Raw genomic sequence first — 15,786 nt, 5'->3', positions numbered from 1 at the left:
TCGTTTTTCATGGGTGCGGGATCGAGTGTTGAAACCGCGCGCCGAGATCCCGGCGGCGTCGCGGACCGAATGGCTCGCTCGGGTCGTGTCAGCGCCCCGGCAACCGTCGCTCGTAGCTCGGCGCGTGACCGAACTGCGCGCGATACGCCTTGCTGAAATGGCACGGCGAATGGAATCCGCACGTCGTCGTCACGCGCGCGATCGATGCGTCGGTCGTGCGCAGCAGGTCGCGCGCGCGTTTCAGACGCAGCGTCAGGTAATAGTGAGTGGGCGACACGTTCAGATAAACCTTGAACATCCGCTGCAGGTGCCGCTGCGAAAGTCGCACGAGCCGCGCGAGTTCCTCGAGCGACAGCGGCTCCTCGATGTTCGCCTCCATCAGCCGCACGACCTCGATCAGCTCCGCGCGCGAGAAACCGACGCGCGCATCGACGGGAATCGGCTGCGTGTCGGTCGAGCTGCGGATGCGCTCCAGGATGAACTGCTCGGACACCTGCGCGGCGAGCTGCTGGCCGAAACGCATGCCGACGAGGTTCAGCATCAGGTCGAGCGGCGCGGTGCCGCCGGTGCACGTGAGCCGGTCGCGATCGACGACGAACAGCTCGTCGGCGAACCCGACCTGCGGAAACTCCGCATGCAGCGCGGACAGGTTCTCCCAGTGCACGGTGCAGCGATAGCCGTCGAGCAGACCGCCCGACATCAGCGCATACGCACCGGTGCAGATGCCACCCAGCGGCAGCCCGCGTTCGGCGAGCGCCGCGAGCGTGTCGCGCGCGCCGTCGTCGACCACGTTGCGGATGTGGATCCCGCCGCACACGATCATCACGTCCGGCAGGTTCGTGTAGTCGAGCGCCTGGGTCGGACGCACCGCGATGCCGTTGCTGGCATGCACGGGCGCACCGTCGAGCGAATAGATCGACCACTTGTAGTGATCGGATCGCCCGACATAGTTCGCCATCCGAAGCACTTCGACCGCGCTCGAGAACGCGATCATCGAGAAGTTCGGCAGCGTCAGGAAGCCGAAATGGGCAAGGGACGAAACCGGTGAAACGCAAGCGGCGGGCACGGCGGCAGCGGCGGCGGACGTCACATCGGGCTCCTGGCGAATTGAGCAGGTTGCACGCAGCCAGCCCCGTGGCAAACGCCACGGAAGCCGGTATCGAATCGGGGGAGGCGGCCGGAAGGCGAACCGGCCGCCGGTTGCTTACGCTTGCGCGGGCGTTGCCTTCGCGCGGAACAGTTGTTTCAGGCCCGAGAACAGCGGTGCTTTCACGGTGCCCGGCGCGCGGCCGAAGCTCTCGGTGATGCGGTCGAGAATGATCGCGAGCAGCACGACCGACAGACCGCTTTCGAAGCCGAGGCCGATGTCGAGGCGCTGGATACTTGCGAGCACGTCGTTGCCGAGGCCGCCCGCGCCGACCATCGACGCGATGATCACCATCGACAGCGCCATCATGATCGTCTGGTTCACGCCCTGCATGATCGACGGCAGCGCGTTCGGGAACTGGACCTTGTACAGCAGCTGCCACGGCGTGCAACCGAATGCCTGGCCGGCTTCGACGATCTCGCGGTTCACGTGACGGATGCCGAGGCTCGTCAGGCGCACGGCCGGCGGCATCGCGAAGATCACCGTCGACAGGATCCCCGGCACGCGGCCGAGACCGAACAGCATCGCGGCCGGAATCAGGTACACGAACGCCGGCATCGTCTGCATCAGGTCCAGGATCGGACGCACGATCGCGGCGACCCACTTGCTCTTCGCCGCCCAGATGCCGAGCGGAATGCCGAGCACGAGGCTGACGATCGTCGACGACAGCGTGAGGCCGAGCGTGATGACCGTCTGGTCCCAGAAGCCCGTCGCGAAGATCAGCAGAAGCGACGCAGTGGTGAACAGTGCGAAGCGCCAGCCCACGCGCCACAGACCGACACCGATGAAGATCGCCATCATCAGCCACATCGGGATCGCCTGCAGGCTGTGCTCGACGAATGCGGCGAGGCCCTCGATCGCGCGGCCGATCGTATCGAACGTCGCCGCGTCATGGTCGAGCAGGTAGTGAACGGACTGGTCGACCCAGCTACCGAGCGGAATCATTTCAGACATGGGAGCCTCGCGAACGCGTGATGGCCTTCAGGATAAGTGCGCGGTCGACCGAGCCGCAGTAGCAGCCGTCGTCGTCGACGACGGGCAGCGCATTCGGGCTCGCGACGACGCGTGCGACGACATGTTCGAGCGACGCATCGCGCCGGATGCTTTCGATCGGCCGCACGGACGGCGTGTCCTGACCGATCGCGTCGCGCGTGACGAAGCCGCGGATCTTGCGGGCGGCGTCGAGCACGAACGCGTATTCGGCACTGCCGTTCAGCGTCGCCGCGACGTTCGCGGCATCGCACTTCGACATGGTCGGCACGGCGCCCGTCTGCATCAGGTCGCCCGCCGTCAGATAGCGGCTCGTGTCGATGCCGTCGAAGAACGCGCGCACGTAGTCGTCGGCCGGATTCGCGATGATGTCCTGCGGCGTGCCGACCTGCACGAGGCGGCCGCCTTCCATGATCGCGATGCGGTTGCCGATGCGCAGCGCCTCTTCCAGATCGTGCGACACGAACATGATCGTGCGGCGCTGTTCCTTCTGCAGTTGCAGCAGCACGTCCTGCATTTCGCGGCGCTTGAGCGGGTCGAGTGCGGAGAACGCCTCGTCCATGATCATCAGCGACGGGTTCACGGCCAGCGCGCGGGCCAGGCCGACGCGCTGCTGCATGCCGCCCGACAGCTCGGACGGCAGCTTGTGCGAGAACGGTGCGAGGCCGACCTGCTCGAGCACCTCCATCGCACGGCGTTCGCGTTCCTTCTTGCCGACGCCTGCGACCTCGAGGCCGAACGCGGCATTCGATACCACGCTGCGATGCGGCATCAGCGCGAACGACTGAAACACCATGCTCATGTCCTTGCGGCGCAGCGCGGTCAGCGCGGAGCGGCGTGCCGACGCGACGTCGAGCCCGTCGATCAGCACCTTGCCGGCGCTCGGATCGACCAGCCGGTTCACGAGGCGGATCAGCGTGGATTTGCCGGAGCCGGACAGGCCCATCAGCACGAATATTTCGCCTTCCTGCACGTCGAACGATACGTTGTGCACACCGACGACCTGACCGGTACGCTTGAGCACATCGTCTTTCGTCGCGCCGGCAGCGAGCATGTCGAGCGCCTGCTGCGGGTTGCTTCCAAATACCTTGCACAGACCTTCGACCACGACCTTGGGGGCATCCATCGAAACCTTCTCCTCGTGTAGCGGGGACTCACGCGTGTCTAGCGTGCCTACATAGTTGCCAGAAAAAACCCCGACCTGCCGACGAATTACGACAAACGCTTGCGCAAATACGACACACCCGGCGGCCCCGCCACGCGGGGCACAGCGCCCGGCGGCACTCGATTGCGGCAACGCAATACGCGCTCAGCCAATAATGGCGGGCATCCCGGGCGCGGCTTGTGCGCAGCAGCGCGACGCGCGAACGGTGCCGTTTTGCGCCAACCCGCGGAAGCCGCGCGTCGCTTTGCGACAATTCCACGTCCGATCGGACGGCGTCGCTTGTCCCCTTCTTGAGAAAGGAATGGTCGTACGAAAGCCTGCATCGCGAACGTGCGACAGGCACGTTTCGCCGCCCGCCCGCAACCCAGAAAATCCCCCATGGCCATTGTGATACATTGCCGGCAATCACGCTGATCGCGACGTCGCCGCGCGCCTTGGGCGTGGCGACGCGCCGACGGCGTGCGCATGCCGGTTCGCCTGCCGGCCATACTGAAACAGCCTCGATCGGGCCGTGCGCCGATCGAAGGACGATAACGAAATGAGAGAGGGAGCAAGGCGATGAATTGGGCTTTTGCCGCAATCGGTTTCATCGTGGGCGGTATCGCCGCATTGTTCGGGGATTTCTCCGCCGCCAACGGCACGCTGCTCGGCGCGGCGGTCGGGTTCTGCATCGGTCACGCGCTGCAGCAACGCAAGCGCAAGAGCGGCGACGCGATACCCGACGCGTTCGCGATTTACGCCAATCCCGCGACACCGCAGCCCCCTCCCGCGCTGCTCGCCGATCGCGTCGCGCGTCTCGAAGCGACGGTCGACGCGCTCACGCGCGAGCTTGACGTATTGCGTGGTCAGCTCGCGGGCGCGAAGGCCGGTGCCGCCACGGCCGGCAGCGCCGCGCAAATGCCATCGGCGACGCCCGCCTCGGTCACGCCTGCACCCGCCGCAATGCCGCCGCGGCCGTCCGTGCAGCCGTCCGTGCAGCCGGCCGTCGCGCGCGCCGACGCGCCGCCGTCGACGTCCATCCCGCCCCCCGCACCGGCAGTCGCCACGCGGACGAGCGAAGCGACCGCCGCTGCCGGCGCGCCGACGAATCCGCCCGCGACGACTTCACCATCCACCCCGCCCGCCCCGCCCAAACCCCGCGAACCTAGCATCGCCGAACGCGCGTTCCGCGCCGCACGCGACTGGTTGCTCGGCGGTAATACGGTCGTGCGCGTGGGCATCATCGTGCTGTTCTTCGGCGTCGCGTTCCTGCTCAAGTACGCGGCCGACAACAACCTGCTGCCGATCGAATTCCGCCTCGCCGGCACGGCACTCGCCGCGGCCGCGCTGCTCGCGATCGGCTGGCGCGTGCGTGCGCGCCGCGCGGCATACGGCCTCGTGCTGCAGGGCGGCGGCATCGGCATCCTGTACCTGACGATCTTCGCCGCGACCAAGCTCTACGCGCTGCTGCCGGTCGGCGCCGCGTTCCCGCTGATGGTCGCGGTGTGCGCGCTGAGCGCGTTCCTCGCGGTGAAGCAGAACGCGCTGCCGCTTGCATTCATGGGCAGCGCGGGCGGCTTTCTCGCGCCGGTGCTGCTGTCGACCGGCCACGGCAGCCATGTCGCGCTGTTCAGCTACTACGCATTGCTGAATGCGGGCATCTTCGCGATCGCATGGTTCAAGGCGTGGCGTCCGCTGAACCTGCTCGGCTTCGTGTTCACGTTCACGATCGGCTCCGCGTGGGGCGTGACGGCATACCGCCCCGCGCTGTTTGCGACCACCGAGCCGTTCCTGATCCTGTTCTTCCTGATGTACGTCGGCATCGCGCTGCTGTACGCGGTGAAACGCGAACTGGCGCTGCGCCACTACGTGGACGGCACGCTCGTGTTCGGCACCCCGATCGTCGCGACGGCGCTGCAGGCATCGCTCGTGAAGGGCATGCCGTTCGGGCTCGCGTGGAGCGCGGTCGCGCTGTCGGCGTTCTACGTCGCGGTCGCCGCATGGCTCGCGCGGCGCCGCGATCGTCTCGCGCTGCTGTTCGAGGCGATGCTCGCGCTGGCGGTGATCTTCGCGACGCTCGCGGTGCCGCTCGCATTTTCGGGCCCGACGACGAGTGCCGCGTGGGCGATCGAAGGCGCGGCGATCGTGTGGGTCGGCGTGCGCGAGAAGCGCCTTGCGCCGTTCGGCTTCGGCCTGCTGATGCAGATCGCCGCGGCCGCCGCATTCTTCACGAGCCTGCTCGGGCCGACCGACACGAACGCGCTTCCGGTGCTCAACAGCCCGTACATCGCAATGCTGCTGATCGCGCTCGCAGGGCTGTTCACGGGCTGGTGGCTGCACGGGCGCGACGAAGCGCGCGCGTGGCACGCATGGATGCCGGACGTCGGCGCGGCGGCCGCGGCCTGGGGGCTGCTGTGGTGGCTGAGCAGCGGGCTGCACGAGATCCTCGTCTATGCGAGCCGCCACGTCGATCTGCATGCGGACCGCTTCGTCGTCGACGCGACCGCGCTGTTCGCAGCCGGCACCGCATGGCTTGCACACGTCGCGCGCCGCAAGCTCGCCTGGCCGATCGCCGAATGGCCCGCACTCGCGCTGACGCCGGTGCTCGCGCTGCTCGCATTGCGCGCGTTCGATGCGCATGAGGCGCCGCTGTCGGGCATGGGCGCGTTCGCGTGGCCGATCGCCATCATCGCGTGCTATGCGCTGCTGCTGCGTCAGTCGCGCGGCACAGCGGCGGCTGGTCCGGCCGCGGGCGCGACGGGCACGTCGAGGACGTCGGCCGTGGCGGTCACCCTCACGCCGGTGATCGCGCCGCTGCACACGCTGATGTTCTGGACGTTGTGCGGGCTGTTCTCGCTCGAAGGCTTCTGGCGCCTGCGCGCGTTCGTGCCCGAAGGCGCGTGGAGCTGGAGCGCGTGGGCCTACGGCTTCGGCGCGCTGCTTCTGCTGGTTTCGGGCCCCGGCTCCCGCCTGCGCTGGCCCGTCGCCGCGTTCCCGCGCGCGTATCAGGTGTGGGGCGCCGCGCCGCTCGCCGCGCTGCTGTGGCTGTGGAGCATCGCCAGCGTGACGAGCGACGGCGATGCGTCGCCGCTGTTCTGGCTGCCGCTGCTCAATCCGCTCGACGTCGCGCAACTGCTGATCTTCGTCGCGTTCGCCACCTGGCTGCGCCGCCTGAAGACGCTCGGTGTCGGCTGGCATCCACTCGCGGCCGACCTGGCGGCGCTCGCGACCGTGTTCCTGTGGTTCAACGCGCTGCTGCTGCGCACGCTGCATCACCGTTTCCACCTTGCCTACGACATCGACGCCGTGCTGTCGTCGTTCGGCATCCAGCAGGTGTTCATGGTCGGCTGGAGCCTGTTCGCGTTCGCCGGCATGTGGCTGACGCGCCGCGACAGCATCGCACGCGTGTGCGCGCTCGCGTCCTTGCCGCTGATCGTCGTGATGTGGGTCTGGACCTTCTACGCGAACTTCACGCAGGACGGCGGCAGCTGGGCGCGTGTCCCGCTGCTCAATCCGCTCGACCTCGTGCTCGTGGTGGTCTATGCGCTCGCGGCGTCGTGGTTCGTGCGCGCGCGCAAGCTCGGCTGGTCGTTCGGCAACTACCGCGTCGAGCTGCTCGGCGCGGCCGGCGCGACGGCCTTCCTGTGGCTGAACGCGATCCTGCTGCGCACGCTGCATCACTGGACCGGCGTGCCGTACGCATTCGATGCGATGGCGGAATCGACGCTCGTGCAGGCGTCGGTTTCCGTGTACTGGACGCTCTGCGCGCTCGCGACGATGATCTGGGCCACGCGCCGCGGGTTGCGTCCGCTGTGGTTCGTCGGTGCCGCGCTGCTCGCGCTCACGGTGATCAAGCTGTTCCTGTTCGACTTGTCGCACGTCACCGGCATCGAACGCATCGTGTCGTTCATCGGCATCGGCATCCTGCTGCTGTTGATCGGCTATTTCTCGCCGCTGCCGCCGAAGGCCGCGGCCCAACGGGACGATCGCCAACCATGAAACGACTCGCAGCCCTGCTCGGCCTGAGCCTGCTGACGTCGTTCGCGGCGGCCGACGGCACGCCCGGCGCCGAACGCGTCGCCCAGCGCTTCTCGCTCGATCTCGACGGCAGCGCCGCGTATTACCAGCTCACCGTGCCGCAGGCCGTCTATGCGGCCAGCCGGCGCGACGATCTCGGCGACGTGCGCATCTTCAACGGCACCGGCGAGCCCGTGCCTTACTCGCTCGATGCGCCCGCGGCGGCGGCCGTGCCGCCGTCACGCACGCCGGTGCACTGGTTCCCGTTGCCGCCGGCGCGCGCCGACGACGGGCCTGCGCCGCTCGGCGTGTCGGTTGCGCCGGACGGCTCGCTGCGCGCGGCCGTCACCGCGCCGGCGCGCGCGCAGCATGCGGCCGATCTCGTCGACCTGTCGCATGCGGACGGCGAGGTCGACGCACTGCTCGTGCACGTGAGCGACGACAGCTACGAGGGGCGTGTCGCGGTCGCGGCGAGCGACGATCTGCGCAGTTGGCGCTCGCTTGGCAGCACGCAACTGCTGAAGGTGGGGCGCGACGGCGACATGTTGATGCAGGAACGCATCGCGCTCGAAGGCACGGGGCCGCGCTACCTGCGGCTCGACTGGCTCGACGGCGCACCCTCGATCGGGTCGATCGAGATCGAAACGCAACCGCACGATGCACGCACGGCGGACAGCGCGGCCGTGCCACGCCAATGGCGCGAAGCCGTGCACGTGCGCGCCGGCAGCGCGCCCGGCGAGTATCTGTTCGACACCGACGGCGCCTATCCGGTCGACCGCGTGCGCATCGACCTTCCACAACCGAATACGGTTGCGCGCGCAACGCTACAGAGTCGCCCCGGCGCGCAGACGCCGTGGCGCGACGTTGCCGACGTGGTGCTGTTCCGGCTGCAGGGCAACGGTGGCGAACAGCGCAACCCGCCGCTGACGTTCGCGTCGAATCCGGATCGCGCATGGCGAATCGTCGTCGATATGCGCAACGGCGGTCTCGGCGGTGGCCAGCCTGCCGTCGCGGTCGGCTGGCATCCGGCCGCCCTGACCTTCGTCGCGCGCGGCACGCCGCCGTTCACGCTCGGCGTCGGCAATGCGTCGCTGTCGTCGTCGGCCGTGGGCCGCGAAGCACTGCTCGTCGGGATGGCGCCGGAAGTGCGGCCCGCGCGCGTCGGCGCGGCACTGCCGGTTTCGGCGGCCCCGTCGGAGCCGGCCGCCGACAAGGATGCGATACGCCGTTACGTGCTGTGGGTGGCGTTGGTCGTTGCGGTCGGCGTGCTCGGCACGATTGCATGGCGCCTCGCGCGCGGCAGCGACACGCACACACGCGACGATTGAGGCAGGCCACGCCGGCACGATGAATCAGGCCGCAGCCGCGCGCCGCGAGGCATCGCAAGAAACATGTCGTGAACATCACACGAGATCGAAGCGGGACGATGGCGCGACGGCGTGCATGCCAATGGGTTCGACGCCTTCGCATCAGCGACCGGATTCACCGATCGTTGCGCCCGCAAGCAGTCCGTGACGCACGCATCGGCGTCGACGCAGGTCGGCACGCGCGAAACCTTGTCCGCGATGCACGAAGCCGGCGCGAGCGCGGCCGGCTCCTCGTTGACACGCCCCGTGACGCGCTCCAGACTCGCTGATCCTCCACAGCACCGCGAGCGCCCATGGTTACCTGCTTCCTTCGCTACGTCATCGATCCGTACAAACTCGAGCAGTTCGAAACCTACGGCAAGATGTGGATTCCGCTCGTCGAGCAATTCGGCGGCACGCACCACGGCTACTTCCTGCCTTCCGAAGGCGCCAGCAACATCGCTCTCGCGATGTTCTCGTTCCCGAGCCTCGCCGAATACGAGCGCTACCGCGAACGCTCGAAAACCGATCCCGCTTGCCAGGCCGCGTTCCGGTATGCAGAGGAAACGCGCTGCATCGTCAGCTACGAGCGCAGCTTTTTCCGGCCGGTGTTCGCGTAACGCCGCATCACGCCCGCGCGTCGCCCCGCTTTCCGGCGCCGGACGAAAAAAAGCCCCGCCTGCATCCGCGCGGCGGGGCCAACCCATGTCAGTAGAGACATTTTGGAGGAGACGGGCCCATCTTATCGAGCGCGGCACACCGTCCCAACCAAGCATTTCTGCTATCGATCTGCGTCGCCGCGCGCACGCGCGACCCGTGTGCATGGCATATCGATAGAACGAAAAGTCGTTTTCAGAGTGGCGGCGGGGTCGTTACCATCTGGTTTTAAGCCTGTGCTTAGCCGGGCAAGCCATCCCCAAGGAGCGCCCCTTGACTGCATTCGATCAACACCGCCGCCCGTTCGTGGTCGGCATCGGCGGGACCACCCGAGCCGCGTCGTCGACCGAACGCGCGCTGTCGTTCGCGCTGCGCGGCGCGCAGGCCGCCGGCGCACGCACGCGACTGTTCGACGGCCCGTTCCTGCATACGCTGCCGCACTACGCCCCCGAACACAAGACGCTGACCGATGCGCAGCGAGAGCTGATCGACACCGTGCGCGAAGCCGACGCGATCATCATCGCCACGCCTGGCTATCACGGCGGCGTGTCCGGCCTCGTGAAGAACGCGCTCGACACGCTCGAGGAACTGCGCGCCGACGCGCGCCCGTACCTCGACGGCCGCGCGGTCGGCCTGATCGTCACGGCCTACGGCTGGCAGGCCGCCGGCACCGTGCTGACGTCGCTGCGGTCGATCGTCCACGCGCTGCGCGGCTGGCCGACCCCGTTCGGCGCCACCGTGAACACGCTCGAAACGCGCTTCGACAGCGCCGACAGCTGCTCGGATCCGAAGGTCGTCGCACAGCTCGAGACCGTCGGCTCGCAGGCAGCCGAATTCGCGCTCGCGTTCGCGTCGCATCGCGCGGCCACGCATGCCGCATCGGTCGACGCGCTCGCGCCCGTGCTGAAGATCGCCAACCAGTAACCCCAGCCTCCCCGCCGCCCGCGCCCGGCCGACGACGTTCGCCGCGCGCGGGCGCGCGTGTCCGACGGCGCGGTGCGCATCGCGCCGTCGCCGCCTTCTTCATGCCGTCTCCCCGCGCCGATAACGATCCCGCCCGCCACGTGATTTGCATTGGCCGAAAGATTGGTTCACGCGTGCCGCGGGTTTTCGTACGCTGAAAGCCCGAACCTTCCATGCGCACGCCATGAACCGCACGATCCGCTACAAGGGCTACGAAGTCGCCCCCGCCGCCGCCCGGCTGCCGAACGGGCTGTTCGCCGCGAACCTGACGATCGAGAAGGCAAGCGGCGGTCCGTCGCCGCGCGCCGTGTCGTTCGACGCGATCGATTTCTTCTTCGAAGAGGAGCACGCGCTCGCGTACGCGTCCCGCTGGGGACGCCTCTGGATCGACACGCAGGCCTGAGCGCAGCGCACGGCAGCGCGGGCCGGCTCGAAAATACGCGATTACGAAAGCTATGCAAAAATCTTTCGACTCGTAATCGCATAACAACAGCCATGTCCGACACGCTGCAGGAAGACCACGCAGCGGCAGATCACGCCATGCGCAACTGGACCTTCGAGCTTCAGGGTCCGGTCAGGATCGGTTCCGATGCGCACAGGCAGATGTTCTGCCGCATGCTGCTCGATACGCACAACCCGTACAAACCGGCCGTCATCGACTGGCCGCCGCTCAAGCCCGACGAACTCAAGCGGCTCACGTCGCTGCCGATCTGGGACATCGCCGTGCAGACCGAAGGCCGCGCGTCGATCCGCGTCGCCACCTTCGCGGCGACCGTCGGCGATCCGCTGTTGCGCCGGGCGCTCGAGATGGACGGCGCCGAGGAGGCCCGGCACAAGGTCGTGCTGTCGAAGCTGGTGCAGGCATACGGCATCGCGCTCGCCCCCGAACCGCCCTATCCGGCGCCGAACGACCCCGAGTGGTCGTGGATGATGACCGGCTTCAGCGAGTGCATCGACAGCTTCTTCGCGTTCGGCCTGTTCCGCTCGGCGCAGCGCTCCGGCTATTTCCCGCCCGAACTCGTCGACACCTTCGAACCCGTGATCCAGGAGGAAGGCCGACACATCCTGTTCTTCGTGAACTGGTATGCGTGGTACTGGCGGAGTTTGCCGTGGTGGCGCCGGCCATGGTTCTTCGCACGGGTCGCGGCCGTGTGGGCGTTCTTGATCCGGGACCGCATCAGTATCGCGCGCGGGATCGATGCGGACGGCGCCGCGCACGACGCGAACTTTCCGGCGACGAGCACCGCGGACATCGGCGATGCGCTCAACCCGCGCGAACTGATCGAACTGTGCCTCAGCGAGAACGACCGCCGGATGGCCGGGTACGACAAACGGCTGCTGCGCCCGATGTTCGTGCCGCGCATGGCGCGCCTCGCGCTGCGATTCCTGAAGAAATAAGGCCGCGACCGCAGGTTGCAGGCGGCGCCTCGTCCGGGACGATGTACTGCGTCGCCCGGACACCGGGCGGCACAACCTCGACGTGCGGCCACGACCGTGATCCGCACGGCGACACCCCCTTTCGGACGAAAACGAGCAACCCTCCAGCTCGCGTCTCTCGATTCGCGCGCGGCGTCATGCCAGCCAACGCGCACTCATCTGCCCGAAAGCGCTCGTCCGACGCGCTTGCGCGTCGTTTTTCCTCCCGCCGAATGCCCATCCTGGCCAGCAGGGTCGAGTGACCGTGGCTCAAATCTGACGTTTCCTGCTCGCTGCTCCCGGCGTCCGCACGTGGGCGTCTCGGACCGTCGTCGTGGACGATCCGGCTCGTCGTCCAATTCGCCTCCGAACCCATCACATGAAATTCGTCAATAGAGCAGATTCCAAACAGGAATCCCAATAGTCGGGTCAATGCGCCTGTAGCACTTTTTTACAACTTTGTGACACGGACCGCCGGGGAAGGCCCGCCCCACGGGCGCGCACGGCCGGCGAAATGCGCAAACCAGCATAGCCGAACAATCCTTTTTTCATGTTTTTTGATTTTCAGGAAAACCCGGCAAATGCAATTGAAAATCCGCTTTAAATTTCAAATTAACAAATTAACAAGGTCGTTCGATTGATCCGAGCTAGCCTCACATCAAACATTACAATCGCGAAAGGCTAACGTTTGCCGCAAACGTTTGCTTTTTCATTTGTCTTACTTTCATGCCGTCCAATGTGCGGCACGGCACACAGCAAACACTCATGTGATTGATTTTTATAGATTTTTTTAGAACCCATCGCACCCAGCAACACCCTTCACCCTACGCTCCACTTATTTTCAATTTTCTTACACTCGAATACATCAACACGCGATGTATTAACCATCTTTTAACTTTAGGAACGCTCCATTTTTCACTGTTTGTCAATCTCAAAATAGCGCCTCAAATAAACTCCGCCCATCAATTTTGAGATTCGCGCGAACGCACGGCAAATTCATCTAACGAAAGAGACCGGTGTGTGGCGTGCTTATTTGGAGGTAGTAGGACATGAACCGCACATACCGCTCGATCTGGAACGAAGCCCTCGGCGCCTGGGTCGCTGCATCCGAACATGATTCGGCACGGGGCAAGCCGAACAAATCCGCTGTCGTGGTCGCCGTCGCCGCCGTGCTCGCACTGGGCCTCCCCGCGCTCGCGGAGGCCAACACGATCAACACGCAGCAGACCTGTTTCACGGGAAGCAACGGCGCGGTCGGCCGCGTGAACCCGGGTGGCACGGCAAATCAGGCAGGGGACGGTTCGGGCACCTATTCGGTCGTCGCAGGCTGTAACTCCAACGGCAACCTTTTCACCGGCGTCACGGTATACGGCTCGTTTGCGCAAGCGACTGGCAACGGCGCCGTCGCGACCGGCATGCAATCCTCCGCAGCCCTGTGGGGTGTGGCGACAGGTCTCGAAACGACCGCCAGCGGCACCGGCTCCACCGCGCTCGGCTTCGGCTCGACCGCAACCGCGCTGAACTCGGTCGCAATCGGCGGCGCGGGCGGCAACGGCACGACGCCGCTGTCGCAGGCAAACTCGACCATCGCATCCGGTGCGGGTTCGATCGCGATCGGCAGCAACGCAACCAAGGGCGCGCAAACGGCCGCCTCGGACAGCATCGCGATCGGCGGGCAATCGTCCGTCGGATCGGCTGCCACGTCGGGTATCGCCGTCGGTCGTGGCTCGACAGTCAACGGCGCCTTCGGTACCGCGATCGGTGATGGCGCCGTCTCCAGCGCCACCAACGCCCAGGCTTTCGGCACCAACGCCAACGCCAGCGTGGCGGGTTCGGTCGCGCTCGGTTCCAATGCCGTCACGAACGGCACCGCGAACACGGCGACCGGCGGCACGGGTTCCGTCAGCAGCACGACGATCGGCAGCCAGACGTTCGGCACCTACGCCGGCGCGAGTTCCGCCGCCGGCGTGGTCAGCGTCGGCGCGGCCGGGGCGGAGCGGCGCATTCAGAACGTCGCCGCAGGCCTGGTCAGCGCGACCAGCACGGACGCGATCAACGGCAGCCAGCTTTATGCGGTCGCCAGTACGACGACGTCGAGCATTGCCAGCCTGTCCACGTCGACTTCGACGGGGATCAGCTCGCTGTCGACCGGCCTGAGCTCGACCAATAGTTCGGTGGCTTCGCTGTCGACCTCCACGTCGACGGGTCTGTCGTCGGCGAACAGCTCGATCAGCTCGCTGTCCACGTCGGCTTCGACGGGCATCAACTCGTTGTCCACGGGCCTCAGCTCGACCAACAGCTCGGTGGCTTCGCTGTCGACCTCCACGTCGACCGGCCTCTCGTCGGCAAACAGCTCGATCTCGTCGCTGTCCACTTCGACCTCGACGGGCATCAACTCGCTGTCCACGGGTCTCAGCTCGACCAATAGTTCGGTGGCTTCGCTGTCCACCTCGACATCGACCGGCATCAACTCGCTGTCCACGGGCCTCAGCGCGACCAATAGCTCGGTCGCGTCGCTCTCGACTTCGACGTCGACGGGTCTGTCGTCGGCGAACAGCTCGATCAGCTCGCTGTCCACCTCGACTTCGACGGGCATCAACTCGCTGTCCACGGGCCTCAGCTCGACCAACAGCTCGGTGGCTTCGCTGTCGTCGTCCACGTCGACCGGTCTGTCGTCGGCTAATAGCTCGATCAGCTCGTTGTCCACGTCGACCTCGACCGGTATCAACTCGTTGTCCACCGGCCTCAGCTCGACCAACAGCTCGGTGACCTCGCTGTCGTCGTCCACGTCGACCGGCCTCTCGTCGGCTAATAGCTCGATCTCGTCGCTGTCCACCTCGACCTCGACGGGGATCAACTCGCTGTCCACGGGCCTGAGCTCGACCAACAGCTCGGTGACTTCACTGTCGACCTCCACGTCGACCGGCCTGTCGTCGGCAACCAGCTCGATCAGCTCGCTGTCCACCTCGACCTCGACCGGCATCAACTCGCTGTCGACCGGACTCAGCTCGACCAATAGCTCGGTGACCTCGCTGTCGTCGTCCACGTCGACCGGCCTCTCGTCGGCGAACAGCTCGATCAGCTCGCTGTCCACGTCGGCCTCGACCGGTATCAACTCGTTGTCCACGGGCCTGAGCTCGACCAACAGCTCTGTGGCGTCGCTCTCGACCTCCACGTCGACGGGTCTCTCGTCGGCAACCAGCTCGATCAGCTCCCTGTCCACGTCGGCCTCGACCGGTATCAACTCGTTGTCCACCGGCCTCAGCACGGTCACGACCAAGACCGACAATCTCGGCAACAGCACCGCCGCAGCCCTCGGCGGCGGCGCGAGCTACAACCCGGCAACCGGCACGGTTTCCGCTCCGTCGTACACGACGTACAACGCGAACGGCACGACGTCGACCGCCAACAGCGTCGGCTCGGCGATCAACAGCATCAACAGCCAGGGCATCAAGTACTTCCACGCAAACTCGACGGCAGCCGACAGCCAGGCGCTCGGCACCGACTCGGTCGCAATCGGCCCGAATGCCATCGCCAACAACGCCGGCGACGTCGCACTCGGCAGCGGCTCCGTCACCCAAGCGCCCAACCCGACGCCGACGGGTACCGTCGGCGGCGTGACCACCACGTTCGCGGGCGGCAATCCGAGCAGCGTGGTAAGCGTCGGCAATGCGAGCACGGGCACCACGCGTCAAATCACCAATGTCGCGGCAGGCCAAATCACGCCGACCAGCACCGACGCGATCAACGGCTCCCAACTCTTCGCGACCAATTCCATCGTGGATTCGCTGTCGACGACGGTGTCGTCGTCCAGCAGCGCGATCTCGTCGCTGTCGACCGGCATCACTTCGTTGTCGACCGGCCTCAGCTCGACCAATAGCTCGGTCGCTTCGCTGTCGACTTCCACGTCGACGGGTCTGTCGTCGGCGAATAGCTCGATTGCATCGCTCTCGACTTCGACCTCGACCGGCATCAACTCGCTGTCGACCGGCCTCAGCTCGACCAATAGCTCGGTCGCTTCGCTGTCGACTTCCACGTCGACCGGTCTGTCGTCTGCAACTAGCTCGATCAGCTCGCTCTCGACGTCGACCTCGACCGGCATCAAC

9 protein-coding genes and 1 pseudogene are annotated in these 15,786 nt (G+C 66.5%); 7 read left to right on the top strand and 3 right to left on the bottom strand.

Annotation, left to right across the window (positions count from 1 at the left end):
* Positions 1 to 88 precede the first annotated feature (88 nt).
* The 3 genes and pseudogenes from HWX22_RS15130 to HWX22_RS15120 form a co-directional block, all read right to left on the bottom strand.
* Positions 89 to 1,090: a GlxA family transcriptional regulator gene (locus tag HWX22_RS15130; protein ID WP_059534051.1), complete on the bottom strand. Its 1,002-nt coding sequence runs from the start codon at positions 1,088 to 1,090 to the stop codon at positions 89 to 91.
* 114 nt (positions 1,091 to 1,204) lie between these two features.
* The gene (choW, locus tag HWX22_RS15125; RefSeq protein WP_059819594.1) at positions 1,205 to 2,101 is read right to left on the bottom strand and encodes a choline ABC transporter permease subunit; all 897 of its coding nucleotides are present in this window, start codon (positions 2,099 to 2,101) and stop codon (positions 1,205 to 1,207) included.
* Positions 2,094 to 3,384, bottom strand: a pseudogene (locus HWX22_RS15120) (glycine betaine/L-proline ABC transporter ATP-binding protein); the annotation flags it as partial. The gene choW and the pseudogene HWX22_RS15120, both read right to left, overlap by 8 nt.
* Positions 3,385 to 3,860: 476 nt before the next feature.
* Here HWX22_RS15120 and HWX22_RS15115 point away from each other — a divergent pair.
* The 7 genes from HWX22_RS15115 to HWX22_RS15085 all read left to right on the top strand — a co-directional run.
* Positions 3,861 to 7,280, top strand: coding sequence for a DUF2339 domain-containing protein (locus HWX22_RS15115; protein WP_175915925.1), 3,420 nt, complete (start codon positions 3,861 to 3,863; stop codon positions 7,278 to 7,280).
* On the top strand, positions 7,277 to 8,626 hold the full coding sequence (locus HWX22_RS15110; protein ID WP_175915924.1) for a DUF3999 domain-containing protein: 1,350 nt from the start codon (positions 7,277 to 7,279) through the stop codon (positions 8,624 to 8,626). Before HWX22_RS15115 ends, HWX22_RS15110 begins: the two co-directional genes overlap by 4 nt.
* Positions 8,627 to 8,958: 332 nt before the next feature.
* Positions 8,959 to 9,264 (top strand): NIPSNAP family protein, encoded by a 306-nt coding sequence (locus tag HWX22_RS15105; RefSeq protein ID WP_059598866.1) that lies wholly within the window; start codon positions 8,959 to 8,961, stop codon positions 9,262 to 9,264.
* A gap of 310 nt (positions 9,265 to 9,574) precedes the next feature.
* Positions 9,575 to 10,225 (top strand): NAD(P)H-dependent oxidoreductase, encoded by a 651-nt coding sequence (locus HWX22_RS15100; protein WP_175908729.1) that lies wholly within the window; start codon positions 9,575 to 9,577, stop codon positions 10,223 to 10,225.
* Positions 10,226 to 10,448: 223 nt separating this feature from the next.
* Positions 10,449 to 10,667, top strand: a complete 219-nt coding sequence (locus HWX22_RS15095) for a hypothetical protein (RefSeq protein ID WP_059534037.1) — start codon at positions 10,449 to 10,451, stop codon at positions 10,665 to 10,667.
* Between the two features lie 92 nt (positions 10,668 to 10,759).
* Positions 10,760 to 11,662, top strand: a complete 903-nt coding sequence (locus HWX22_RS15090; RefSeq protein WP_175915923.1) for a ferritin-like domain-containing protein — start codon at positions 10,760 to 10,762, stop codon at positions 11,660 to 11,662.
* Positions 11,663 to 12,729: 1,067 nt separating this feature from the next.
* The coding region (locus HWX22_RS15085; RefSeq protein ID WP_279610435.1) for an ESPR-type extended signal peptide-containing protein at positions 12,730 to 15,786 on the top strand (3,057 nt) is incomplete at its 3' end.

Origin of the sequence: Burkholderia sp. BCC1638 (genome assembly GCF_902833195.1) — a bacterium.
GTDB classification, from domain to species: domain Bacteria; phylum Pseudomonadota; class Gammaproteobacteria; order Burkholderiales; family Burkholderiaceae; genus Burkholderia; species Burkholderia diffusa.
The sequence above is the reverse complement of the archived record's forward strand: the minus strand, read 5'-3'. Positions and strand labels throughout refer to the sequence as shown.